This is a genomic window from Mycobacterium sp. NGS17 (assembly GCF_059813205.1).
Genome location: NZ_JCALED010000007.1, coordinates 178,181 through 201,385, shown reverse-complemented (window position 1 = coordinate 201,385; position 23,205 = coordinate 178,181). Strand labels below are relative to the sequence as shown.

The 23,205-nt window shown below is 65.8% G+C and carries 22 protein-coding genes; 9 read left to right on the top strand and 13 right to left on the bottom strand.

Features of this window, described 5'->3' with window-relative positions:
* The first annotated feature begins 281 nt into the window (after positions 1–281).
* The gene (locus AC5Y7E_RS17110) at positions 282–716 is read left to right on the top strand and encodes an MmpS family transport accessory protein (RefSeq protein WP_499916247.1); all 435 of its coding nucleotides are present in this window, start codon (positions 282–284) and stop codon (positions 714–716) included.
* On the top strand, positions 713–3,613 hold the full coding sequence (locus tag AC5Y7E_RS17105) for an MMPL/RND family transporter (protein ID WP_499916245.1): 2,901 nt from the start codon (positions 713–715) through the stop codon (positions 3,611–3,613). The genes AC5Y7E_RS17110 and AC5Y7E_RS17105 overlap by 4 nt, the downstream gene beginning before the upstream one ends.
* Here AC5Y7E_RS17105 and AC5Y7E_RS17100 read toward each other — a convergent pair.
* The 4 genes from AC5Y7E_RS17100 to AC5Y7E_RS17085 form a co-directional block, all read right to left on the bottom strand.
* On the bottom strand, positions 3,606–4,388 hold the full coding sequence (locus AC5Y7E_RS17100; RefSeq protein ID WP_499916243.1) for an SDR family oxidoreductase: 783 nt from the start codon (positions 4,386–4,388) through the stop codon (positions 3,606–3,608). The two genes, AC5Y7E_RS17105 and AC5Y7E_RS17100, sit on opposite strands and share 8 nt — an antisense overlap.
* Positions 4,389–4,481: 93 nt before the next feature.
* The gene (locus AC5Y7E_RS17095; RefSeq protein ID WP_499949945.1) at positions 4,482–5,405 is read right to left on the bottom strand and encodes a TIGR03564 family F420-dependent LLM class oxidoreductase; all 924 of its coding nucleotides are present in this window, start codon (positions 5,403–5,405) and stop codon (positions 4,482–4,484) included.
* Between the two features lie 98 nt (positions 5,406–5,503).
* Complete coding sequence (locus tag AC5Y7E_RS17090) at positions 5,504–6,370, bottom strand: hypothetical protein (protein WP_499949944.1); 867 nt, start codon at positions 6,368–6,370, stop codon at positions 5,504–5,506.
* Positions 6,371–6,384: 14 nt separating this feature from the next.
* Positions 6,385–7,614, bottom strand: coding sequence for an acyl-CoA dehydrogenase family protein (locus AC5Y7E_RS17085; RefSeq protein ID WP_499949943.1), 1,230 nt, complete (start codon positions 7,612–7,614; stop codon positions 6,385–6,387).
* Between the two features lie 217 nt (positions 7,615–7,831).
* Here AC5Y7E_RS17085 and AC5Y7E_RS17080 point away from each other — a divergent pair, with 217 nt between their 5' ends.
* The 3 genes from AC5Y7E_RS17080 to AC5Y7E_RS17070 all read left to right on the top strand — a co-directional run bounded on the left by AC5Y7E_RS17080 (position 7,832) and on the right by AC5Y7E_RS17070 (position 10,321).
* Positions 7,832–8,638 (top strand): acyl-CoA thioesterase, encoded by an 807-nt coding sequence (locus AC5Y7E_RS17080; protein ID WP_499949942.1) that lies wholly within the window; start codon positions 7,832–7,834, stop codon positions 8,636–8,638.
* Positions 8,639–8,700: 62 nt separating this feature from the next.
* Entirely contained in the window at positions 8,701–9,213 is a 513-nt protein-coding gene (locus AC5Y7E_RS17075; protein WP_499949941.1) for a nuclear transport factor 2 family protein, read from the top strand.
* Between the two features lie 7 nt (positions 9,214–9,220).
* On the top strand, positions 9,221–10,321 hold the full coding sequence (locus AC5Y7E_RS17070) for an NAD-dependent epimerase/dehydratase family protein (RefSeq protein WP_499949940.1): 1,101 nt from the start codon (positions 9,221–9,223) through the stop codon (positions 10,319–10,321).
* Positions 10,322–10,340: 19 nt separating this feature from the next.
* Here the strand turns inward: AC5Y7E_RS17070 and AC5Y7E_RS17065 are convergent, their stop codons facing one another.
* Positions 10,341–11,312 carry an aldo/keto reductase gene (locus tag AC5Y7E_RS17065; protein ID WP_499949939.1) on the bottom strand — a complete coding sequence of 324 codons (972 nt, stop codon included), beginning with the start codon at positions 11,310–11,312 and terminating at the stop codon, positions 10,341–10,343.
* 93 nt (positions 11,313–11,405) lie between these two features.
* Between AC5Y7E_RS17065 and AC5Y7E_RS17060 the strand changes: the two genes are divergently transcribed.
* Entirely contained in the window at positions 11,406–12,707 is a 1,302-nt protein-coding gene (locus AC5Y7E_RS17060) for an acyltransferase family protein (protein ID WP_499949938.1), read from the top strand.
* An 11-nt stretch (positions 12,708–12,718) separates the two neighbouring features.
* On the opposite strand, the gene AC5Y7E_RS17055 is transcribed toward AC5Y7E_RS17060, so the two are convergent.
* The gene (locus AC5Y7E_RS17055) at positions 12,719–13,363 is read right to left on the bottom strand and encodes a TetR/AcrR family transcriptional regulator (protein WP_499916228.1); all 645 of its coding nucleotides are present in this window, start codon (positions 13,361–13,363) and stop codon (positions 12,719–12,721) included.
* A gap of 98 nt (positions 13,364–13,461) precedes the next feature.
* On the opposite strand from AC5Y7E_RS17055, the gene AC5Y7E_RS17050 reads away from it, so the two are divergent.
* From AC5Y7E_RS17050 to mhpA, 3 genes are read left to right on the top strand one after another with little or no spacing between them, the layout of a single operon-like run.
* Entirely contained in the window at positions 13,462–14,592 is a 1,131-nt protein-coding gene (locus AC5Y7E_RS17050; RefSeq protein WP_499949937.1) for a VOC family protein, read from the top strand.
* Positions 14,589–15,527, top strand: a complete 939-nt coding sequence (locus tag AC5Y7E_RS17045; RefSeq protein ID WP_499949935.1) for a fumarylacetoacetate hydrolase family protein — start codon at positions 14,589–14,591, stop codon at positions 15,525–15,527. The genes AC5Y7E_RS17050 and AC5Y7E_RS17045 overlap by 4 nt, the downstream gene beginning before the upstream one ends.
* Positions 15,524–17,056, top strand: coding sequence for a bifunctional 3-(3-hydroxy-phenyl)propionate/3-hydroxycinnamic acid hydroxylase MhpA (mhpA, locus tag AC5Y7E_RS17040; RefSeq protein WP_499949933.1), 1,533 nt, complete (start codon positions 15,524–15,526; stop codon positions 17,054–17,056). The genes AC5Y7E_RS17045 and mhpA overlap by 4 nt, the downstream gene beginning before the upstream one ends.
* Here mhpA and AC5Y7E_RS17035 read toward each other — a convergent pair.
* From AC5Y7E_RS17035 to efeO, 7 genes are all read right to left on the bottom strand, one after another.
* Positions 17,053–17,967 (bottom strand): formate/nitrite transporter family protein, encoded by a 915-nt coding sequence (locus AC5Y7E_RS17035; protein ID WP_499949932.1) that lies wholly within the window; start codon positions 17,965–17,967, stop codon positions 17,053–17,055. The two genes, mhpA and AC5Y7E_RS17035, sit on opposite strands and share 4 nt — an antisense overlap.
* On the bottom strand, positions 17,964–18,233 hold the full coding sequence (locus AC5Y7E_RS17030; protein WP_499949931.1) for a hypothetical protein: 270 nt from the start codon (positions 18,231–18,233) through the stop codon (positions 17,964–17,966). Before AC5Y7E_RS17030 ends, AC5Y7E_RS17035 begins: the two co-directional genes overlap by 4 nt.
* The gene (locus AC5Y7E_RS17025; protein WP_499949930.1) at positions 18,230–18,856 is read right to left on the bottom strand and encodes an RNA polymerase sigma factor; all 627 of its coding nucleotides are present in this window, start codon (positions 18,854–18,856) and stop codon (positions 18,230–18,232) included. The genes AC5Y7E_RS17030 and AC5Y7E_RS17025 overlap by 4 nt, the downstream gene beginning before the upstream one ends.
* A 10-nt stretch (positions 18,857–18,866) precedes the next feature.
* On the bottom strand, positions 18,867–19,934 hold the full coding sequence (locus AC5Y7E_RS17020; protein ID WP_499949929.1) for an acyl-CoA dehydrogenase family protein: 1,068 nt from the start codon (positions 19,932–19,934) through the stop codon (positions 18,867–18,869).
* Between the two features lie 58 nt (positions 19,935–19,992).
* The gene (locus AC5Y7E_RS17015; protein WP_499949928.1) at positions 19,993–20,517 is read right to left on the bottom strand and encodes an OsmC family protein; all 525 of its coding nucleotides are present in this window, start codon (positions 20,515–20,517) and stop codon (positions 19,993–19,995) included.
* Positions 20,518–20,680: 163 nt separating this feature from the next.
* Positions 20,681–21,997, bottom strand: coding sequence for an iron uptake transporter deferrochelatase/peroxidase subunit (gene efeB, locus AC5Y7E_RS17010; RefSeq protein ID WP_499916210.1), 1,317 nt, complete (start codon positions 21,995–21,997; stop codon positions 20,681–20,683).
* 2 nt (positions 21,998–21,999) lie between these two features.
* Positions 22,000–23,175 (bottom strand): iron uptake system protein EfeO, encoded by a 1,176-nt coding sequence (gene efeO / locus AC5Y7E_RS17005; RefSeq protein ID WP_499950079.1) that lies wholly within the window; start codon positions 23,173–23,175, stop codon positions 22,000–22,002.
* Positions 23,176–23,205: the final 30 nt, after the last annotated feature.

Sequence of the window (23,205 nt, the reverse complement as noted above, 5' to 3'; positions counted from 1 at the left end):
TTGCATGCACTGCAAGATATGCACATCATGTACTATGCGCTGGTGGCGGTACCCGGTAAGGCTTCAGCAACAAGGCGAGCCGGGTGCCGATGCCGGGGACGTCAGCCGGTGTGGGTGGGCAGCATTCACCGCGCTTGATGGCCCAGCGCGGGCGAACCGTAGCAATCGACGTACTTCGCTGTTGAGCAATGCGACTTTGTGGGCGCTCACCCGTCCACGCCCTCCGGTCGCGCAAACGCTGATCCGCGTCACGACCGCGTGATGGGGAAGGGACCACCTAGGTGCAGATATCGAGACTTGTGCGCAACGCCTGGCTGCCGCTGTTGATCGCGGCGGTCGTGGTGGTCGGCGGCTTCGCGGTCGTCAGGGTCAAATCGTTTTTCGGCGCCCACGACACCGGAATCATGAGCAGCCCGCGGCTCGATGATTCGAAGCCATTCAAGCCCAAGGTCGTCAAGTACGAGGTCTTTGGCTCGGCCAGCCAGGCCAACGTGAATTATCTGGACTTGTCGGCCGATCCGAGACGTATCGACGGAGCGCCGCTGCCGTGGACGTTGGTTCTCAGCACCACCGCCCCGTCGGTCTTCCCGAATCTTTCGGCGCAGAGCGACGGCAATTCCCTCGGCTGCCGCATCACCATCGACGACGAAGTCAAGGCCGAGAACATGACCCAAGGCGTGCACGCCCTGACCTTCTGCTTGGTGAAATCCGCATGAGCACAACGATCGACGACACCCGCACCGACGCCATCCCCGTCGTCAAAGAACCCGTGCACGACAAGATCCCGCGCATCATCCGCACGCTCGCCGTACCGATCATCCTGGGCTGGATCGCCATCATCGCGGTGCTCAACGTCGTCGTCCCCCAGCTGGACGAGGTCGGCAAGATGCGTTCGGTGTCGATGGCGCCCGACGACGCGCAATCGGTGGTCGCTACCAAGCGCATGGGTGCGATTTTCAACGAGTACAAGTCCAACAGCTCGGTGATGATCGTCCTCGAGGGTCAGAATCCGCTCGGCGCCGACTCGCACGCCTACTACGACCAGATGGTCAAGAAGCTCGACGCCGACACCAAACACGTTGAGCACGTTCAGGATATGTGGAGCGATCCACTGACCGGGGCCGGCGCGCAGAGCAACGACGGCAAGGCCGCCTACGTCCAGGTCTACCTCGCCGGCAACCAGGGCGAGGCGCTGGCCAACGAGTCGGTGGAATCCGTCCAGAACATTGTCAAGAGCGTGCAGCCACCCAAGGGCGTCAAGGCCTACGTCACCGGCCCCGCGGCGTTGTCGGCGGACCAGAACGAGGCCGGCGACCGCAGCCTGCAGCTCATAACATTGGCCACATTCACCGTGATCATCGGCATGCTGCTGTTGGTGTATCGCTCGGTCATCACCGTGCTGCTGACGCTGGTGATGGTGGTGCTCGAACTATCGGCCGCGCGCGGCATGGTGGCTTTCCTCGGCTACTTCAAGCTCATTGGGCTTTCGACCTTCGCCACGAACCTGTTGGTCACGTTGGGAATCGCGGCCGCCACCGACTACGCGATCTTCTTGATCGGCCGGTATCAGGAAGCCCGCGCTCTCGGCGAGACCCGCGAAGAGGCGTATTACACCATGTACAAGGGCACCGCCCACGTGGTGCTCGGGTCCGGCATGACCATCGCCGGCGCGACCTTCTGCCTGCACTTCACCAACCTGCCGTATTTCCAGACGCTGGGTATTCCGCTGGCCATCGGCATGGTGGTGGTGGTCGCAGCGGCGTTGACGCTCGGTGCCGCCGTCATCGCGGTGGCCACGCGGTTCGGCAAGACCCTCGAACCCAAACGCACCCAACGGATTCGCGGGTGGCGCAAGATCGGCGCCCTGGTCGTTCGCTGGCCCGGTCCGATCCTGGTCATGACGATCGGGATCGCGCTGGTGGGCTTGCTGACCCTGCCGGGCTACCGCACCAACTACAACGACCGCAATTACCTGCCCGCCGATCTGCCCGCAAACGAGGGTTACGCGGCCGCCGACCGGCACTTCTCGCAAGCGCGAATGAATCCGGAAGTATTGATGATCGAAAGCGATCACGACCTGCGGAACTCGGCGGACTTCCTGGTCATCGACAAAATCGCCAAGACCGTCTTCCGGGTGCCGGGAATCGGTCGCGTGCAAGCCATCACCCGCCCGCAGGGGACCCCGATCGAGCACACCTCGATCCCGTTCCAGATCAGCATGCAGGGCGTCACCCAGCAGATGAATCAGAAGTACCAAGAAGACCAGATGGCCGACATGCTGCACCAGGCCGACATGATGCAGACGACCATCGACAGCATGCAGAAGATGCAGAGCATCACGGCGCAAATGACCAATGACATGCATCAGATGGTCAAGAAGATGCACGACATGACGATCGACATCAACGAATTGCGCGACCACATGGCCGATTTCGAGGACTTCTTCCGTCCGATCCGCAGCTACCTGTACTGGGAGAAGCACTGCTACGACATTCCGGTGTGCTGGTCGCTTCGCTCGGTCTTCGACGGACTGGACGGCATCGACACGATGACCGACGACATCGAGAGCCTGTTGCCGATCATGGATCACCTAGACACGCTGATGCCCCAGATGGTGGCGCTGATGCCGTCCATGATCGAAAACATGAAGGCGATGAAAACCACGATGCTGACCATGTATTCGACCCAGAAGGGTCTGCAGGACCAGCAGAACGAGGCGCAGAAGAACTCCAACGCCATGGGCAAGGCGTTCGACGCCTCAAAGAACGACGACTCGTTCTACCTGCCGCCGGAGACGTTCAACAATGCCGAGTTCAAGAAGGGCATGAAGAACTTCATCTCCCCCGACGGGCACGCCGTGCGGTTCATCATCAGCCATGACGGCGATCCGATGTCTCAGGAAGGCATTTCGCACATTCCGCTGATCAAGAAGGCCGCCTACGAAGCATTGAAGGGCACGCCGCTGGAGGGCTCGAAGATCTATCTGGCGGGTACCGCGTCGATCTACAAAGACCTCAGCGACGGCAACACCTATGACCTGTTGATCGCCGGGATCTCTTCGCTGTGCCTGATTTTCATCATCATGCTGATCATCACGCGAGGCGTGGTGGCATCGGCGGTGATCGTGGGGACGGTTTTGCTTTCGCTGGGCGCGTCCTTCGGGCTCTCGGTCCTGATCTGGCAACACCTGATCGGCATCGAGCTGCACTGGATGGTGCTGGCGATGTCGGTCATCATCCTGCTGGCCGTGGGCGCCGACTACAACCTGCTGCTGGTGGCGCGGTTCAAAGAAGAGATCCACGCCGGCCTGAACACCGGCATCATCCGTTCGATGGGCGGCACCGGTTCGGTGGTGACGTCGGCGGGGCTGGTATTCGCCTTCACGATGATGACGATGGCGGTCAGCGAGCTGACGGTCATCGGTCAGGTCGGCACCACAATCGGATTGGGTCTGCTGTTCGACACCTTGATCGTGCGGTCGCTGATGACACCGTCCATCGCCGCGCTGCTGGGCAAGTGGTTCTGGTGGCCGCAACGGGTTCGCCAGCGCCCGGTTCCGTCGCCCTGGCCCCAGCCGGACAAGCAACCCGAATCGGTAAGCGCCGCTACGTAACCCAGTCCGGCTGCGCGTCGGTCTCGACGTTGGAGAAGTCCTTGTGTCCTAGGCCGGCCGTGGTGCCGCCGTCGACGACGAACTCCGAGCCGGTGGAGTAGCTGGACTCGTCGCTGGCCAGGTAGACCACGAGGTTGGATACCTCGACCGGTTGGGCCACGCGGCCCAGCGCGGTCTGGAAGATGTCCTCGGGAACCCAGTCGGTCATCGGCGTCTTGATCAGGCCGGGATGGATTGAGTTGACCCGGATTCCGCTCGGGCCCAGTTCGAGCGCGGCCGACTTGGTCAGTCCGCGCACGGCGAATTTGGTTGCGGTGTAGCCGTGGCAGGCGATCGTGCCGGCCATGCCCTCGATCGACGAAATGTTGATGATCGACCCCCGGCCCGCTTCCTTCATCGGTTTGACCACGGCGCGGATACCGAGAAATACACCGGTCAAATTGATGTCGAGGATTCGCTGCCACTCCGACAGCGCGTAATCCTCCAAAGTGCCGATATTGATGATGCCCGCGTTGTTGACCAGCACGTCGATGCGGCCGAACTCCGCCAGCGCGGTCGCCACTGCCGCATCCCAATCCTCGGGCTTGGTCACGTCCAGGTGTAGGTACCGGACCGAGTCACCGACCTCCGCCGCCACCGCCTTGCCCTCGTCGTCGAGAATGTCACCGAAGACCACCTTTGCTCCCTCGGCGACCAGCGACCGCACGTGCGATGCACCCATCCCCCTTGCGCCCCCGCTGATGAGGGCGACCTTCCCCGCCAACCGTTCTGCCACTGCGCTTCTCCTCCTCGGGTGGGTTCGTCTATGCACCATACGTACCGTTGGCTATGTATGGCCATAGCCAAATGACCGGTCGGCGCGATGTGGTCAGGAGTCGTACGCGCGCAGCAGCGCCCTCGTGCGTGCCCGGCCCTCCGGCGACGGGTCGAATGCCGCGGCGACGTACTCGTCGACGCCCGCGGCGCGCAGTTCGTCGAGCCGACCGCGGACAGTGTCCTCGTCGCCGATGATGGCGGCATCCTGCGGCCCCGCGTAGCCCTCGCGGTCGAGCATCGCGCGGTACGACGGCAGCTGGCCGTAGATGGCGAACTGTTCGGCCGCTTGCTTGCGGGCGGCGTCGACGTCATCGGTGACGCTGACGGGCAGCGACGCGGCGACGCGCACCCCGTCCTCGCGGCCGGCGTCGGCGGCGGCCTGGCGCAGCGTCGGCCCGACGTGGTCGGCCAGCGTTTTGGGTCCGGTCATCCAGGTGCAGGTGCCCGACGTGCGCCGCCCGGCGAGCTTGAGCATCTGCGGACCCAGCGCCGCGATGTAGACGTCGGGCCGCGGCGCGCCCGAGATCATCAGCGCGCCGCGAGTGGTCACCGTCTGCCCGGTCGCGTCGGCACGTTCACCGGCCAGCAGGGGCAAAAGCCCGTCGAGGTATTCGTTCAGCCTGCGCACCGGCTTGTCCCACGGGATGCCCCACATCCCCTCGGTGACGGCCTGGTGGGTCATACCGAGCCCGAGCGTGAACCGGCCACCGGAGGCGAGGCTCAGCGTGAGGGCACGTTGCGCCATCTGCATCGGATGCTGATTTTGGATGGGCACCACACCGCTGGCCACCTCGACCGTGTCGACCTCGCGCAAAGCGATGGCCAGGATCATGAGAAGGTCTGGCTCGTAGGGCAATTGGCTCATCCACACTCGCGTGAAGCCTTCATCGCGAAGCGTCGTGAGGTTGGCGATCGTCGCGTCGATCGGCGATTGGCTGCCCGATCCGCTGAGTTGCCCGAACATAGATACCTGCATGACCGTCACGCTCCTTCGCATCGCCCCCGCGGTGGAAACGTTATCGCCAACCGCCCGGCCGTTGGCAACTATGCCCGCAGGCGGGTTGGGAACCGTGCTCAGCCGACGATGTCGAAGACGGCCGCGGCGGAGGTGACCGCCTTGTCGGCGTTGCCCTCGTCGTGCAGCAGCATGCGCACGCCGACGCGTCCGGTGCTGCCCGGATGCGCGGAGCCCTCGACCCGGAACGGCCCCACCTTGCCCCGCGACATGAACATGACATGCCAGCTGACGACCTGCAGCTTTTTGGTCCCGGCGACTTCGGCGGCGAGGTCGATCGCCGCGGTCTCGAGGACGACGTGCTGGGGTCCGATGTGTAGCGCGGCATCCGGCGACGCGAGTTCGGTGCTCAACTCGGGCAGTATCCAGTGACCGTCGCCCCGCCGGCTGGCGCCGAACGCCTGCCACAGCGGGGGCAGATCGGGAGAGTCCTCGATCACCAGCTCGGTGCCCGAAACATCCATGCGGTCCAGGCCTTCCGGCGGGATGCCGATGATCGCGCCCTGACCCTCGTTGAAGGCGATGACCCGGCTCGGGTGGTCGGCGTCGACGATGGTGCACCGCCCGTAGCCCATCGTGCGGCCCTGGTGCACGATGCCCGAACCGACGATCTCGATCCTGTTGACGTCGTAGCCCGGATCGACGATCTGCACCGAAGCGATGACCGGATTGGGCACGGCGACCATGTCGGTCTGACAGCCCTCCGGTGAGGAAATCGCCAACGGCGCCACCATGATCCCGCCCGCTTCGTTGCGCATGTCACGGCGGATGGTGACGGTGTCGTCGGTCTCCCCCAGGTTCATCGCCGAGTGTCTGCGACCGATGTAGCGGTAGCTCAGCAGGCCCGTCCAACGCCGGTACAATTCGTCCCGATAGGCGTCGGAGTCTCCCATCAACTCTCGGATGTCACGAAGCTGACCGCTCAATTCCGCTCGCCTCCTTAACTTTTGCCGCGCCGCACCTGATTGAACGGCACGCCCCGGTCGTCGGCGCGCTCGCGCGGGAAGTTCAGCACCCGCTCGCCGATCACATTGCGCGCCATCTCGGTGGTGCCGCCACCGATGCTGGCGGTCTGACGGCCCAGATAGCGCGTCCCGATGTCGACCAACCCGCCCCCGTCGTCCACCACGGCCGCCGAACCCGCAACCGCCAGCGCGGTATCGGTCTCGACGTCGTGCACCTCGGCCATATCGAGGCGGATGATCGATCCCGCGGCGGGCGGGAGGGACCCGCCGGCCACGGCGTGGAAGACGTGCTCGCTGAGTTGGCCATGCACCGCCCGGTGCACCAGCGCCCGGCCTACCATCTGCTGAAGCCGTTGGTTCCCAGCCTGGTTCGTCTTTTCGAGCAGCGACATCAGATCCACCGAAACATCATGGGCCTCAGCGATTCCCGGGCCGCTGGTATATTCCGAGCCGTCGCCCATCGTGCGCCGCTCGTGGTACAGCTGCCGGGATGCGACGTCCCATCCTTTGCCCGGTTCACCGATCACGGCGTCGTCGCCCACATCGACGTCGTCGAAGAATTCTTCGCAGAATTCGATGGAGCCGTTGACCTGCTTGATCCGGTTGATGGTGACGCCGGGATGGTGCAGCGGCACCAGAAACATGGTCAGCCCGTCGTGTTTGGGGACGTCCCAGTTGGTGCGGGCCAGGCACAGACCGTAGTCGGCGGCGAACGCCCACGTGCTCCAGGTCTTGGCGCCGTTGATGATCCACCGTCCGCCCCTGCGCTCGGCGCGCGTGATGACGCCCGCCAGGTCCGATCCCCCGTTGGGCTCGGACAGCAGCTGCACCAGCACCTCGTCGCCGCGCAGCGCGGCAGCAATGTGCGCGCGCTTCTGCTGTTCGCTGCCCATGTCGAGAATGGTTGCGCAGCAGATGGCGAACGATGGGACGTTGAGCAGCAGCGGAGTCTCATACGCCTGCGACTCGATGTCGAACGCCTTCTTGTATTCGTAGCTCAGGCCGAGCCCGCCATATTCGCGCGGAAAACAGATCCCGGCGAATCCGCCTTGCCACAGCAGCTTTTGCAATTCTCGAGCCCGCTGCCACGACGGCAGCTCATCGCGCTCCAGCAGCGCCGCCTTGGCCGGGTCGAGTCGCGGCATGGTTGCGGCCAGCCAGGCCCTGGCCCGGCTCCGAAATTCCTCGATCGACTCGGCAGTCACCGGCTGGCCTCTCATTCGAGCGTCGACCTTGTGCTGGGCGACTGTACAGCACCGCCTTGCGGGTGTATAGGTCGGCGCCTTTAGAGCCGCCCAACTTCACCGCCGCGCGAACGAGCGTTGTCAGAATGAATCAACCGATGGAGGTCGCTGCGGACCACGAGCCACGACCCCGTGTTCGGCAGTGAGGCCGCCCGCCAGTAATCTGCGGTCGATCACTATGACCGGCGCACATCCCTTCGACGAAGCCCTCGAGCTCGACGCGATCGGCGCGGGCGTCTGCCGCGGCCGCACCCACCCGGAGTGGGCCAACATGGTCGGCCCGTTCGGTGGGATCACCGCCGCCGTCATGCTGCGGGCCGTCGAGGGACACCCCGACCGCATCGGGGACCCGCTGGCCCTGACCGTCAACTACGCGGCCCCCATCGCCGAGGGTGATTTCGACGTCACCGTGCGGGCGGCGCGGACCAACCGCACCAATCAGCACTGGATCGTCGAGCTCAGCCAGGACGATGTGGTCAAGACGACGGCGACCGCGATCTTCGCGCTCGGGCGCGAGAGTTGGGCCGACACCGAGGGCCACCCGCCCAGCGCGCCGGGCCCCGAACAGGTGCCTGCGGTCGATCCGGGCCTCGTCCGATGGACCAGCCTCTACGACATGCGCTACGTCGAAGGTGCGATGCCGCCGAAAGGCGCGGAGCCCAGCGCGTCGTCGACCTCCACGCTGTGGGTCCGTGACGGCGCGGGGCGCCCGGTCGACTATCCGGCCCTCGCGGCGCTGTGTGACATCTTCTATCCGCGGGTGTTCCTGCGTCGCGGCGGCTTCCTCCCGTCCGGCACCATCTCGTTGACCACCTATTTTCACGCGGATCAGTCCCAACTCGACGCCGTCGCGAGCGACTTCGTGCTGGCCACCGCCCACGCCAACCGCTTCTCCCGCGGCTATTTCGACCAGAGCGCCAAAGAGTGGGCGCGCGACGGCGGGCTGCTGGCCACCACACATCAGATCGTCTACTTCAAAGGGTGACGGGTTTACACTTCGCCAGTGAAACGTCACGCGAGGACGCGTACCGAAAGAATCGAGCCGCAATGACGCCGGAAGGCCTGATCGACGACATGCTGCCGGCGATCGAATCGATCAAGCAACTCAAGGCCCGCTACTGCCGCTACCTGGACACCAAGGACTGGGCGGCCTGGCGGGCCCTCTTCACCGACGACTTCGTCAGCGACACGTCCGAAGCCGGTGGCAAGGTGATCTCCGGCGCCGACGGCTTCGTGGCCTTCACCCGTCGCGCCCTTGGCCGCCCGACGCAACCCACCGCCCACCAGGTCCACACCCCCGAAATCGAGATCACCTCGTCGACGACCGCGCGCGGGATATGGGCTCTGCAAGACGTTGTCCGATTCGGGCCCGGCGTCACCCTGGTCGGCTATGGCCACTACCACGAGACCTACCAGAGCGTCGCCGGCCAGTGGTTTATCAAGAGCTCCAAACTAACTCGGCTCCGCGAGGACATCGTGACGCCGTTCTTCTCGATCTATGTCTCTGCCCGAATCCGCACCGCGATCGGCAAGATCGCCGGCCGGCTGATGGAGCAGTGAGGCGGCCATGACCGTCGACACCGTATTGGTCACTGGCGCATTCGGACAGGTCGGTAAGCGCTGCACGCAGATACTGCTGGAACGGGGACGAACCGTCGTCGCGATGGATCTGCGCAACGACAACACCGTCGCCGTCGAAAGGCAACTCGCCGGCGGTGGGCACCCGGGGACGTTGATTCCGGCGTACGCCGATCTGTTGGATGCCGAGGCGGTGAGCGAGCTCATCGCCGCCCATCAGCCCGGGGCCATCGTCCACCTGGCCGCCATCGTGTCCCCGCCGTCGTACCGCAACCCCGGACTGGCCCGGCGCGTCAACGTCGGTGGCACCGAGAACCTCTTGACGGCCTGCTCGGCGCTCCCCCACCCGCCGCTATTTCTTATCGCCTCCAGCGCCGCGGTGTACGGATCGCGCAACCCCTACCGTCAGCCCGAGCGGATCACGCCGGACACCCCGGTGAACCCCATCGATCAATACGGTCAGGACAAGGTGCTCGCCGAGGCGGCGATCCGGGGTAGTGGCTTGCCCTATGCGCTTTTTCGCCTCGCGGGGGTCATCTCGCCGGACACGCAGGCCAGTATCAACGGCGACTACCTCGTCCTGATGCGTTCGATGCCCAGCGACAATCGCATACACGCGGTGGACGCGCGCGACGCGGCGCTGGCGTTCGCCAACGGCGTCGATCGCGCGGCATCGATTTCCGGCAAGGTCGTGCTCATCGGCGGCAACGAAACGTACGTGCTGCTGCAGCACAACCTGCAGGACGACCTGATGAGCGCCGCCGGGCTGGGCCGGCTCGGCCCGTCGGCGGGCCTGCCCGGCGACCCGGCCGACGACCGCGGCTGGAGTTTCACCGGCTGGTACGACACGACCGAAGCGCAGGCGCTGCTGGACTTTCAAGAGCACGACTGGAATCAGACGCTGGAGTGGATCGCCGAATCGCAGGGCCGCGTGCGCATCGTGGTGCGGCTGCTTGCGCCACTGTTACGGCCGGCGCTGCGCGCCATTTTTTTCGTTCAGCGCCGGCTCGAGGGGCGCGGTCCCTACGCCGACCCGTGGTCGCTGATCGAAAAGAAATATGGCACAGCGGCTTTGGCCAGCGTCGACTAGCGCGTACCCGCACCAGCCGCTAGCGGTCGATCCAGGCCATTTGCGCCTCGGCGTGATGCCCTCCCACGGGAGGGGTGAGGCTGTCGAGCCTGGCGAGCTGATGGGCCGTCAGTTCTACCGCGTCCGCACCGACGTTTTCTTCCAGGCGGGTGACGCGTTTGGTTCCCGGAATGGGCACGATGTCAGGACCTTTCGCCAGCAGCCAGGCCAAGGCGACCTGAGCCGGCGTGGCACCGACGTCCGAGCTGATGTCGCGGACCTCGTCCGCGCACCGCAGGTTGTGCTCGAAGTTGCCCTCGAAGAACCGCGGGTTCGTCTTGCGGTAGTCGGTGTCGGGCAACTCCTGTGCGGAGCGGATGGCCCCGGTGAGGAAGCCACGGCCCAAGGGCGAGTAGGCGACGAATCCGATGCCCAATTCGCGTAGCAGCGGCAGGATTTCGTCTTCTTGATCGCGCGTCCACAGCGAGTACTCGGATTGGACCGCCGTGATGGGGTGTACGGCGTGGGCGCGACGAATGGTGTCCACGCCGACTTCGGACAGACCGACGTGCCGAATTTTCCCGGCGGCGACCAGCTCGGCCAGCGCGCCGATCGTGTCTTCGATCGGGGTCTGGCGGTCGAGTCGGTGTTGGTAGTACAGGTCGATGTGATCGGTCGCCAACCGTCGCAGCGAACCGTCCACGGCGATCCGGATGTTGGCGGGGCTGCTGTCGAGACCCTCGCGGCCCGTGTGCGAGATCAGGCCGAATTTTGTTGCCAGGACCACTTGATCGCGTCGGCCCTGCAACGCACGGGCCAGAAGTTCCTCGTTGACGTACGGGCCGTACACCTCGGCGGTGTCGATCAGCGTGACACCCACGTCGATGGCGCGATGAACGGTGCGGATCGATTCCGCATCGTCACTGCCAGCACCGGCATAGGCCACCGACATCCCCATCGCACCCAGCCCGAGGCGACCGACCTGTAGCTCGCCGAGTTGTGCCTGTTTCATGGGGATGTCTCCTGTCCTACGGTTGAGCGAGACCCCGCTGAGTGCTGAACGGTAGCGTGGCGCTGTGTACCGCGTCGAGCTTCCCCCGAACTGATGGACCGCGCAAACAACCCGCAACGCAATCTGGCGGTCGACTACTACCGGGTATCGGGTGTGGTGCTGATCGTGCTGGGCCACTGGCTGGCCGGATCGGTAACCTATCGCGACGGACAGTTCGGCCGGCAGAACCCGCTCGTCGACCTGCCCTGGACCCAATGGCTGACCTGGCCCTTCCAGGCCGTCCCGGCGTTCTTCCTGGTTGCCGGCTACGCCGCGGCCGTGTCCTGGACCCATCACCACGACACCGGCGGGGTTTCGCGTCGAACCTGGGTGCAGCGTCGGGTGGCCCGGGTGCTTGGGCCAACGGCGGTCTACGCCGGGCTGGTGTCGGTGGCCGTGGTGGTCCTGGCTGCCTGCGGTGTGGCCGGCTCGATCCTCGAGTACGCAGGCTGGGCGGTCGCGATGCACCTGTGGTTCCTGGCGGTGTATCTGGTGGTCGTGTCGATGACGCCGATTGCTGTTGTCGCACAACGCCGTTGGGGGCTGCTGGTGCCGGTTGTCCTGGCGCTGGCGGTCGCGGTGGTGGATGCCGCCCGGCTCGCCGGGCACGTGCCCTACCTCAACTGGGTGAATTATCTGTTGGGTTGGGGCACTCTGTATCAGCTCGGAATCGCTTGGCACGGGCGGTCATTGGGCGGCCACAGGCCTTGGCTGCTGGCCGGCGTTTATGCGGTAGCGCTGGCGGTGCTGGTTTGGCTGAACATTTATCCGGTCAGCATGATCGGAGTTCCCGGACAGACCATCGACAACACGACGCCACCGACCGTGGCCCTGTTGGCGTTCGGCTGTGCGCAAGCCGGAATCGCCATAGCAGTGGCCCCCGCGCTCAACCGTGCGCTGCGCGCCGTGCGCGTCGAGCGCGCACTGTCCATCGCCAACAACAACATCATGGCTCTTTACTTGTGGCACATGATTCCCGTCGTGATCGTGGCGATCGTCGGCTACCCGGCCGGGCTCTTGCCGCAGCCGCCCGAAGGGAGCGCGGAGTGGTGGCTGGCCCGGCTGGAATGGGTGGCCGTCCTCGGCGTCGTGACCGCGGTGGAAATAGCGCTGCTGTTTTGGGCGCGAAGACTTTTCGCTGCCCCCCTGCCCCTGCTCGGCGCACCGCTCACGAAGCGCTGGGCGGAACCCGCGATGCTGGCCGGCGCCGCGATGGCGGCTTATGCCCTGTCGCTGATCGCCGCCGAGGGCTTTGCCCCCGACGGGCGATTTCCGTGGCTGACCGCGGCGATCTTCGCCGCCGGAGCGCTGCTGGCCGCGTTTCGCCCCGCTCGGCAGCACGCCGAAAGGGTGTAACGCTGCCCCGCCTAGTCAAAGGCGCTGTCGGGCAACGGACGGCGGCATATCGCGCCCGCCTCGGCGGCGCTGAGCCCAAACAACCGCAGAACGCTCTCGGTGACCGTGTCGGCGGCATGCGCGTCGTCGCGGTCCGGGTGATCCCGCAATAGGTTGCCCAGCCCCAGCAGGGCGCCCCCGGCCATGGCGAGGGCAAGTTCGGGGTCTTCCACCGTGAACCTGCCGGCCTCGACACCGGCCTTGATGTCGCGCAATGCGCGCGGTGCCAGGCCGTTGGGCGACGACAACAGCGCCAGCCCGTTCGCGAGCAGAATCTGGCTCTCCCGCGGGCGGCGCCGGAACAGCCGGCCGGTGAGCCGGAAGCTGGTGGCGAACGTCTCCGCCGGGTCCTCGATGGATTCGGTGAGCCTGTCCAGCATCGCCCCATACGCGTCGAGTACGTCGGCGACGGCCGCGTCGAACAGCTGCTCCTTGCTGTCGAAGTGGTTGTAGAAAGAACCCATCCCGACGTCGGCCGCTTGGGTGATCTCCAGGACGGGCACGTTGACCTTGCCCTCGGCGATCAGCCGCTGTGCGGCGCCAATCAGAGCAGCTCGGGTGCGCCGTTTGCGCCGCTCCAAGCGGTTGGGCGTCTGACTATCGGGCATCGCGCTCATCTTCAGCAGTATGCATCAGTTATGAGGATTCCGTCAGAAAGCTTGACTGAACGTTGACTCGTATGTGACGATTTCGTCAGTTAGTGACGGAGATGGCCATGGACATGACTAAGGGCGCCCAGCGGGACGGACACAGTCCGCACGGCGCGCTACCCGGCGAGCACACCGGCCGATCACGCAATCCGGTGATCAAGGTCGTCGATCTCGCCTGGCTGGAGTTTGAGCGACCGGACCTGACGCGCGCCGAGGCGTTCGCGCGGGCCTTCGGATTTCAGACGGCCCGCAAAGGTCCGGATGAAGTGCGGTTGCGCGGCACCCTGCCCGGCGGACCGTGCGTTATCCTGCGCCGCGGGCCGAGGCGACGATTCGCCGGTGCGGCGTTCCGGGCGTGCGACGAGGCGGACGTGCTGAGGTTGGCCGGTGCGCACGGCGCGCCGACGCGCCCGCTGCCCGATGGCCTCGGCGGCCTCTCGGTCGAACTGGTCGACCCCAGTCGCATGCCGGTACGCGTTGTCGCCGGCATGACCGAATTACCGGAACTTCCGGCGCAGCAACCGCTTCCGCTCAATTTCGGAGCCGACCCGCGGCGCATCAACGAAACCCAGCGTCCTCGGCGCGCGCCCGCGCGTGTGCAGCGGCTGGGACATCTGGTCATGCAGTCGACGAAGTACGTCAAAACGCTGAACTGGTACCTGGACAACCTGGGGATGATCGTCAGCGATTTCTTGTACTTTCCCGGCCAGCGCGACCGAGGACCGGCGATGAGTTTCATCCGCTGCGATCGCGGCCTGACCCCGACCGACCACCACACGCTAGCGCTCGCACTGGGTCCGGCCAACCGCTACGTCCACTCGGCGTATCAGGTCAGTGACCTCGACGCCCTGGCCGCCGGCGGCGAATACCTGCGCGAGCGTGGCTATTTCCGCTCCTGGGGAATCGGCAGACACATTCAGGGCAGCCAGATTTTCGACTACTGGCGCGATCCCGACGGGTACTTGTTCGAGCACTTCGCCGACGGCGACCTGTTCGACAACACGCTCGAACCGGGATGGGCGCCGTTCACCGCATCCGGATTGGCCCAATGGGGACCACCGGCGAGCAGGGACTTCCTCGGAACCGACCTTAAATCCGCCCGCCATGAACTCTTTTCGATCGCTACCGCCCTGCGCGGACATAACGAATTCGATATCGGCCGCCTAGCGGGACTACTGAAAGTGCCTACCTCATGACTGTTTCCGTCCTGCACACCGCCGACGCCTGGTGGCTCAAAACCGCGCGGGGCGCCGCGAAGATCGACACCGCCGCCACCAGCACCGCGGAACTGCTGGCCGATCGGGCCGCCGTTGAAGCGGCCGCCGACAATACCGACACCGTGGAACTGGACGGTTTGCGATTCGTCTCGCCGGTGACAAGGCCTTGCCGGGTGATAGCCCAGATGACCAACTTCGAATCGCACGTCAAAGACGCCGGCATGGACGCGTCGTCGGTGCCACTGACGTTCTTCCGCAAGGCGTCGGCATCGATCAACGGCCCATTCGACGACATCGTCAAACCGCCACACGTCAAACTCCTCGACTACGAGGTGGAGATCGGGCTGGTCATCGGGAGCACGATCCCGGTCGGCACCAGTATTTCCGAAGCGAACCTCGGCGACCTCATCGCCGGGCTGGTCGTCACCAACGACGTCTCGGCGCGCGACGTCCAGCTTCCCCAAACCCAGTTCTACGAGGCCAAGTCCTATCCGACGTTCACCCCGGTCGGCCCGGAGCTGGTGCTGCTCAACGCGGACGAACTCAAGCGGTTCGGCGATCTGCGACTGCGGTTGAGCGTCAACGGCGACGAGCGCCAGAACGCGCTCGTCGATCGCGACATGCTCTATCGTCCGCTGCAGGCGCTGCAGTCACTCACCCAATTCCAGGAACTCGCGCCCGGCGATTTGGTGCTCACCGGAACCCCGGCCGGCACCGCCTTGAGCGCTCCGCCGAAGCCGCTGCAGGTCATCGGAAACCTGTTGCCCCCCACCCTGAAATGGAAGGTCTTCTTCTCGCGCCAGGCCGACAACACGAACTACCTGCAAGACGGCGACATCGTCGAGGCGTCGATCGGCACCGACGACGGCGCCATCGATCTCGGAACACAGCGCGCCACAGTGCGATTCTCGTGAATAGCGAGGGCATTCCACGTCGTTCGGTTGTCGTAGTCGGCGCCGGACCGACCGGCATCACCGCCGCCACCCTGCTGGCGCAATACGACGTGGATTGCTTGGTGCTCGACCGCTGGTCCGCCGTGTACCGCCAGCCACGCGCCGTGCACCTCGACGACGAGATCTACCGCATCATCGCCCGCATGGGCATCGCCGACGAGTTCGCGTCGATCTCCAGGCCCACGCTGGGTTTGCGATTGCTGGGCGCCGATTTCGGGGTCCTCGCCCAGTTCGACCGAGGCCAGACGCGCGACGCGAACGGCTTTCCGCAGGCCAACATGTTTGACCAGCCGGAGCTGGAGACGCTGCTGCGCTCCAACCTCAAGCGCTACCCCACCGCACAATTGCGCGGGAACGCCGAGGTCACCGAAATCACCAACGGCGCCGAGAGCGCCCGCGTCACGTTCACCGACCGTTCCGACGGCCACGTCCACCACGTAGACGCTGATTATGTCCTGGGATGCGACGGCGCCAACAGCATAGTGCGCGCCCACATCGGTTCCGCGATGCGGGACTTGAACTTTCAGCAACGCTGGCTGGTCGTCGACGTCGCCACCGATGCCGCCCTGAGCCAGTGGGACGGCGTCCACCAGGTATGCCACCCGGTGCGTGCCGGAACCTACATGCGCATCGGAGAAGCCCGCTACCGATGGGAATTCCAGCTGTTGGCCGGCGAAACCGCCGAGGACTTCGGCACGTTGGCCGCACTGCGACCGTTGATCGGGCCCTGGGTGGGAACGGTCGCCGACAGCGAGCTGACCCTGCTGCGCGTCGCCGAGTACACCTTCCGCGCTCAGATCGCCGACCGATGGCGACGCGGCAGCGTGTTCATTCTCGGCGACGCGGCACACCTGACTCCCCCGTTCATCGGCCAGGGCATGGGGGCAGGGATTCGGGACGCAGCCAACTTGGCGTGGAAGATCGCCGCGGTCCATCGCGGGGCCATGGCGAAGGGTGTACTGGACAGCTACGAACAGGAACGCGCGCCGCATACCCGGCAGATGATCCGGCTGGCGCTGGGTGTCGGACGGGCCATGACCGGCGGCGGCCGCGCGGGCGATGCGGCACGTAGGTTGGTGCTGCCGCGGCTGCGCTTCCTCCCCGGTCTGCGCCGCAGGATCGTCGACTCCACCACGCCGGCACTGCATTCGTCTGCGCTCGTGCGCAATTCGCGACTGCCGCGCCGGCTCGGCGGGAGGCTCTGCCCGAATCCCACGCTGCGTGATGGTCAACGCCTCGATAATGTGCTCGGCACTGGCTTCGCACTGATCACGACGGTTCGCCCGACGGCCACCGACGAAGCAGCCCTGCGGCGCCGCGGTGTCGTCGTCCTGATCCCCCAACCCGACGATGCCCTGGCGACGTGGTTGCGTCGGGGACGCGCCAACGCCGCTGTCGTGCGCCCCGACCGGACCGTCGGCCGGGCCGGACGCGACGTCGCGGCGCTGTGCGCCTGGACGACCGGAATACTGCGTGAGCCCCCCGCCTAGACCTTGCGCCGCTGCAGTTGCGCGATGATCCAGAACGGCAACGCCACGAATACCGTGCCACCGACAAGGTTTCCCACGGAGGTGATGCCGATGTTGGTGAGCAGCCCGTGCTGGCCGAAGCCCCAGCCGATCGCGCCGCGCGGCGCCACCGGGTGGAAGAGGTTGAGCAGCAAGGGAAGCCCCAGAAATCCGACATTGGCGATCACGTGCTGGGTGCCGCCGATGACGAACGCGAACGGCCCGTAGAACGCGAACGCCATCCGTGCTACGTCGCTGCGAGCCTTGAAGAACATGCACATCGAGGTCTGCAGGAACCACGTGCACACCACGGCCAGCAGCAGTGCCGTCCAGAAGGGCTGGCCGGCCTTCAGCGTGCCGACGGCGGCCGCTCGCTCGGCGAACGCGCCGAGGTAAGGCCCGCCCGCCGCGGCGCACACCGTGACGAACACCAGCGCGCCGACGATGTTGCCGATGAGTCCGACGGTAACCAACGCGGCATAGCCGCGCAGGCTCAGCGTGCGCTTGAGCACGGCGAGAAAGCCCGCGGCCATGTCCGCGGTGATCAAAGACATGCCCGACACCAGGATCAAGACGAAGGACATGCCGAAGGCCAAGCCCATCAAAAGGCTTGCCACACCGGGTGTTTTGACCCCGGTGCTCACCACCAGGGCCAGCAGCGCCCCGAAGGCCACCATCACACCGCCTACCAGGGACCGCATCAGGAATGCCCACGGATGCGCGGCCTTTTCCACTGCCATGGCCGCTACCCGATCCACCATGGCGCCCACCGACAGTGGTTCGAACGGATCCTCGGGCACGGCGCCGGCCCTGACGCAAGAGGGCAACACGGTCACGTTGTCCGCAACCACAGCATCGCTTCGAAGCTGCGGCGCTTCAGCATTGATCGTCATCGTGGTTCGCCCTTCCTCATGGTGTTGATCACGTTGATGACACCGGCAACGTCGTCCTCGCTGAGCTGCTCACCGTCGAAGACGTGGCTGAGCAGGATCTTGAGGTCGAGCATCTGTTGCAGATAGACCAGACACGGCGGGCATTCGTCGAGGTGCTTGGCCACGATCGGTCCCCACTGCTGCGGGTCGGAGTCGACGAGATCGTCGACGAGGCGGACGAAGTCGACGCAATCGATGGCGGGGACTGCGTTGTCATGAACGGTCATCGTTGATACCACTTTTCCAATTCTGTTCTGAGGTTTCCCCGGGCGCGGTAGAGCAGTGCCCGCTGCGCCTCGGCGGACAGTTCGAGAAGCTCGGCCGCCTCGTCGGCCGATGTTCCGACGATGTCTCGCAGGATGACCAGCTGCCGTTGACGTTCGGGCAACGCGTCCAGCGCCGACCGCACGTAGCCGAGCAGTTCGCTTTCGACGGTTTGGTCTTCGGGGAGAAAGCGACGCGTCGGCGGGAGGCTCCAGTGGCCTGCGTCGGGGTGACCGACGGGGTGCATGCGACCCGACAGCGGGCCGTCGCCTTCGGCGTCGGCGGCCAGCACCTCGTGGTGGCGGATCCGCGATTCCCGGCGCCGGTGCCGGGAGGCGGTGTGTTTGACGATGCCGAACAGCCAGGTGCTCACCGACGAGCGCCCCTGAAACGAATCCGACGACTGCAGCACCTGTACCCACGCCTCTTGCACGGCTTCTTCGGCGACCGTCGCCGAATCCACCATGGTGCGAGCGAATTTCACCATCGGCCCGTGAAAGTCACGCACCAAGCTGGCCAGCGGAACCCCGCCGACCAGGTATTCGGATTCGGTGCCCTCCGGCGGCACCGCCACCGGCGTCACCATCGATCCGCGCTCAGACGCATCTGGCCAGTTCCCAGCGCAGCTGCCCTTCGGACGGCGACTGGACGGGGATGAACGCCGCCTCTCGATAGCGCCGGCTTGCCGGTGTTCGGCTCGCATACCCTTTTCCGCCTGCGGTCCGCACCTCCAAGTCGGCGCTGGCGCTTGACAACTCGGCGGCGGTGAGGCGCAGCGACAGCAACGCCTCCTTGGTCGGCGGCTCGGCTCCTCCGACGGCCGCGGCCAGGTTCGCCAATGTGGCCTCGGCGGCAACCAGCCGGTCCGCGACCCGGTCGACGTCGTCGGCGAACACGGCGTTGACGCCGCCGAGCCCCTCGCGAGCCTGGTCCAGGGCCGTCCGGGCCAGCCCCAAACACATCGCCGACTGCAGGACAAGGAATGTCGGGCGCACCGACTGCAGGAAGCCCTCGAAGTCGCGCGACAGCACCTGCCCGGCAGGAACGTGCGCGTCATCCAGGTTCAGGTAGGACGAGGCGGTGCTTGCCATGGCCAGCAGATCGAAATGCTCGCCCACGTTCACCCCGGGCGTGTTCAGCGGCAGCGCGACGATCAGCTTCTCGCCGGTATCGGTGCGCACAGCGGTCACCATCGTGGAGTCGGGATACAGGTTGCTGGCCCACCTGATCGGACCGGACACCCGGTAACCGCCGGGCACGGATGTGGCCGTCAACTCCACGCTGCCGCAGCCCGCCGCCTCCTTGAACGCCGCGGCCATGCCGGTGACGCCCGGCACCGCTCCCGCTAGGAGCGGCTCGACCGCTGCGCTGCTGAATCCGGTTGCGGCGGTGAGCAGATACTCGACCGTCATGCGATGCGCCCACAACGAGAACCCCGTGCTCATGCAGGCCCCGGAGACCGATCGGATCACCTCGGCCATCACTGGGAGCCTGCCGTCGACGTTGCCCGGGGCGCCAATGCCCAGTAGGCCCACCTCCCCCAGCGCGGCGAAGCTGCGACGGGAGTGGCCCTCGCCGCGGTCCAACGCCGCGGCGTGACCCCGAATGTCCTCCAGCAGTTCGACATCCACCTGGCCGGCCACTGCGTCCGTGGTCGTCGTCATCTCGCCGCCTTCGTGTTGGTCAGTCTTCGTGCCCCGGTGCGGTTTTGCGCCACGGTGCTCATTCGGTGATCAGGGTCGAGTCGACGGTCACCGGGTTGCGAAACGTGTTCACCACCGGCGACCAGGCGATGGCGTTGTCGTGGATCTCCATGAGCGTGGCTTCGTCGGCGTCGCCGGCCAGGCTCACCGTGCAGCGGACGGCGCTGAACCCCAGGTACTTGCCCTCCGGGGTGTCCCCTACGCCCCACACCGCGGAAATGTCGATGTCGCCCTGCATCTCGACCTCGATCTTGGTCAGCGTCACGCCGCGATGCGTTGCGTTGGCCAACAGGCCCACCGAGACGCACGAACCCAGCGCGGCCAACGCGGTCTCCGAGGGATTGGGCGCCGAGTCGTCGCCCAGCAGCGCGGGCGGCTCGCCCACCAGCATCGGCGCCAGATCCCGGACGTAGGTCAGGTTGCGGAAGCCCGTGTGGCACACGGTCTTCGCTTTGAGCGTCTTCCTGCCCGTTTCGGGGTTGCTCTTGGCGTTACACGACAGCCGGTCCAGGCCTTCGGCGTCGATGACGAGCGCGTCGGTCATGTGACTTCTCCGTTTCTCGCTGATTGTGCGGGTTCACGGAGTTAGTGCGCGCCGGGCGGCGATGCGTGACGGCGGGTGCGCTTGATTCACCGGTCCGACACAAGACGTCACGGGCGCGAAACGCGGCGCCCCAGCCGGACCGCTGCCCGGCGACGGGATTTGCTCAGCTGAACAGGCTCTGAGCGATGTAGTGGCCTTCAGCGGGCGCCGGCGGCACCGCGAAGATAGCTGATCCGATGTGCCGGATGTATTCGTTGAGCAGGTCGTGGGCGCCCAGGCGGTTCTGCAGACGAATAAAATCTTGGGGATCTTTTTGATACGAGACGAAAAGCAGACCGGCGTTGAGTTGGCCGTTGGCGTCCAGGCCGTCGGTGTAGTTATACGACCGTCGGCGGATCATGATGCCGTCATTGTTTTCCCGGGCGGCAAGGCCGACGTGAGACTTCGGATCGATGAGCGGGTCGCCGTCGGCGCCTTTGGCCGCGAAGTCCGGCGTATCGAATTCGTGCTTGCCGCTCAGCGGCGCCCCTTCCTCTTTGGTACGCCCGAAGATCTTTTGCTGATTGCCGATCCGGTCGACATCCCACGTCTCCATCAACATCCGGATCTTGCGGACGACTTGGTAAGTCCCCCCGTTCATCCAGGGCTGGTCGCCGTTGGTGACCCAGACATACTTTTCGTACTCCGCATCGGTGGCGATATTGCGGGTTCCGTCCTTGAATCCCAACAGGTTTCGTGGCGTGTGCTGGCCCGGGCCGGCGGAGGCCCGGCCGAACCCGAGCACCGCCCAGAACGGCGAGACGATGTTGCGGCCGAGGCGGGCCAGGTTGCGCACCGCGTGGTAGCACACCTGGGGATCGTCGGCGCACGCCTGCACGGACAGGTCGCCACCATGCAAACGCGGATCCAAATTGTCCCCATTCAGCGGCGGCAGGTCGGTGAATACGGCCGGTCGCCGGGCCGCCAGCCCGAACCGATCGCCGAACAGCGACGGGCCCAGCCCGATCGTGACGGTGAGGCTGGCGGGGCTCAACCCGTACGCCTCCCCGGTGTCGGCGGGAGGCTGCACCTCGACCTGGGGTTGCACCGTCCCGACCGGCTTACCCTGCTGCAGGATCGCGGCGGCGGCCGACCAGCGCGCCAAGAGCGTCTGCAGCTCGGTCCGGCCCGCTCCGCCGGCCAGCGAGAACGACATGAACATGGCGTAACGCTGTGGGGGCGTTTCGATTCCGCCCTGGTGGGGCTGCCCGTAGAAGGGGTAACTGCGGCGCAGATCGACGGTGTCGTCGTCGTCGCCACGTTGTTCCGCGGCCATGGCGTGACCGGCGAACCCGCCGCCGATGGCACCGATGGCGGCGCCGCCGAGGCCGGCCAGCATGGCACCGCCCAGCGCGCGCCGGCGCGACACCGCTGTGGAGTCCGCCGGTGCCCCAGCGTCTTTCGGGTCGCCGTCGGAGGGTTTGGTGATGTCGTCGGTCATGATCAGCCTGCCGTGACGACTTTTTGGGCGACGGTGGACAGGCTCTGGTGCAGCGGCTGGATCACCGCGGTCAACTTGGGAGCGTCGCTGGCCTTCAGCGCCGGGGTATAGGTCTTGTAGCCGCCGAGCGCGGCTGGGTCGCGATACCCGTCCAAGGTGGCGAGCACGGTCTGGAACTGCTGATCGATCTGGTGAACCAGGTTGGCGTCGATCTTCTCCAGGCCCGGCCGTAACGAGGCGTACGCCTGCTGGGCGCCTTCGACGTTGCCCGAGAAGTCCACCAAGTCAATGTGACTGAAGGCCTCTTCCTCTCCGGTGATCTTGGTGTTCTGGATCTCTTCGATCAGGTCGCTGGCACCGTTCGCCAGGTCTTCGGGTTTGTACTGCAGGCTCGCCACAATGCCGTTCAATTTGCCGACGTTGCCGACCAATTCGGTGCTGAGCGCCTTCGTTCCGGGCGTGATCGCGCCGCCCTGCCACAGATCGCGCTCGACGGCGTGAAAGCCTTTCCAGCCAACCTTGGCGTCGACCGGCGTCGACGCACGCATGTCGATCAGATAATCCAGGTTGCCGGCGTTGTCGCCGACCGCGAAGCCCGGCAGCACGAAACCCTCCACCGTGGATTCCGAACGCTCCCAGAACAACCGGGCCTTGGCGTAGGCCGCCTTCGCCGCGTCGACGTTGCCCGATTGCACGGCGGCATCGAGCGCCTTCACGCCGTCGTTGAGCTGGCCGATCTGGTTGACGATGTAGGCCGCGTAATCCTTGGTGCCCTGCCCGAGGACGCTGGCCACGGTGCCCGTCGGCGTCGCCGGCGCTTTACCCGACACCGTCAGGGTCTGGTATTCGGTGCTCGCCCCCGGGCAGTACAGCTGGTAGGCGCCGCCGTCCAGCGAGACCGTGAACGACACCGGGTCCAGGCCGGGTGCAAGGTTCTCCTTCTCGCCCACAATGCGCTGGTCCCTGAGCAATTCGACCTCGTTGATTCCGGGTGCGTTCGTGTTGGCGACGGTGAAGGTCACCGGCCCGGCGGGCACGCTGGTGGTGTCCAGCGTGCAGCCGTCCTGACCACCGTTGTTCGCCATCGTGACCTTGACCGCGTTGGTACCTCCCGGCTTCGCCGGCTGGGCATGACTCGAGTTGTCGCCCGAGTGGCTGCATGCGGTCACCGGCAACACCGCCACCGCAACAAGAGCCGTTGCAGTCAA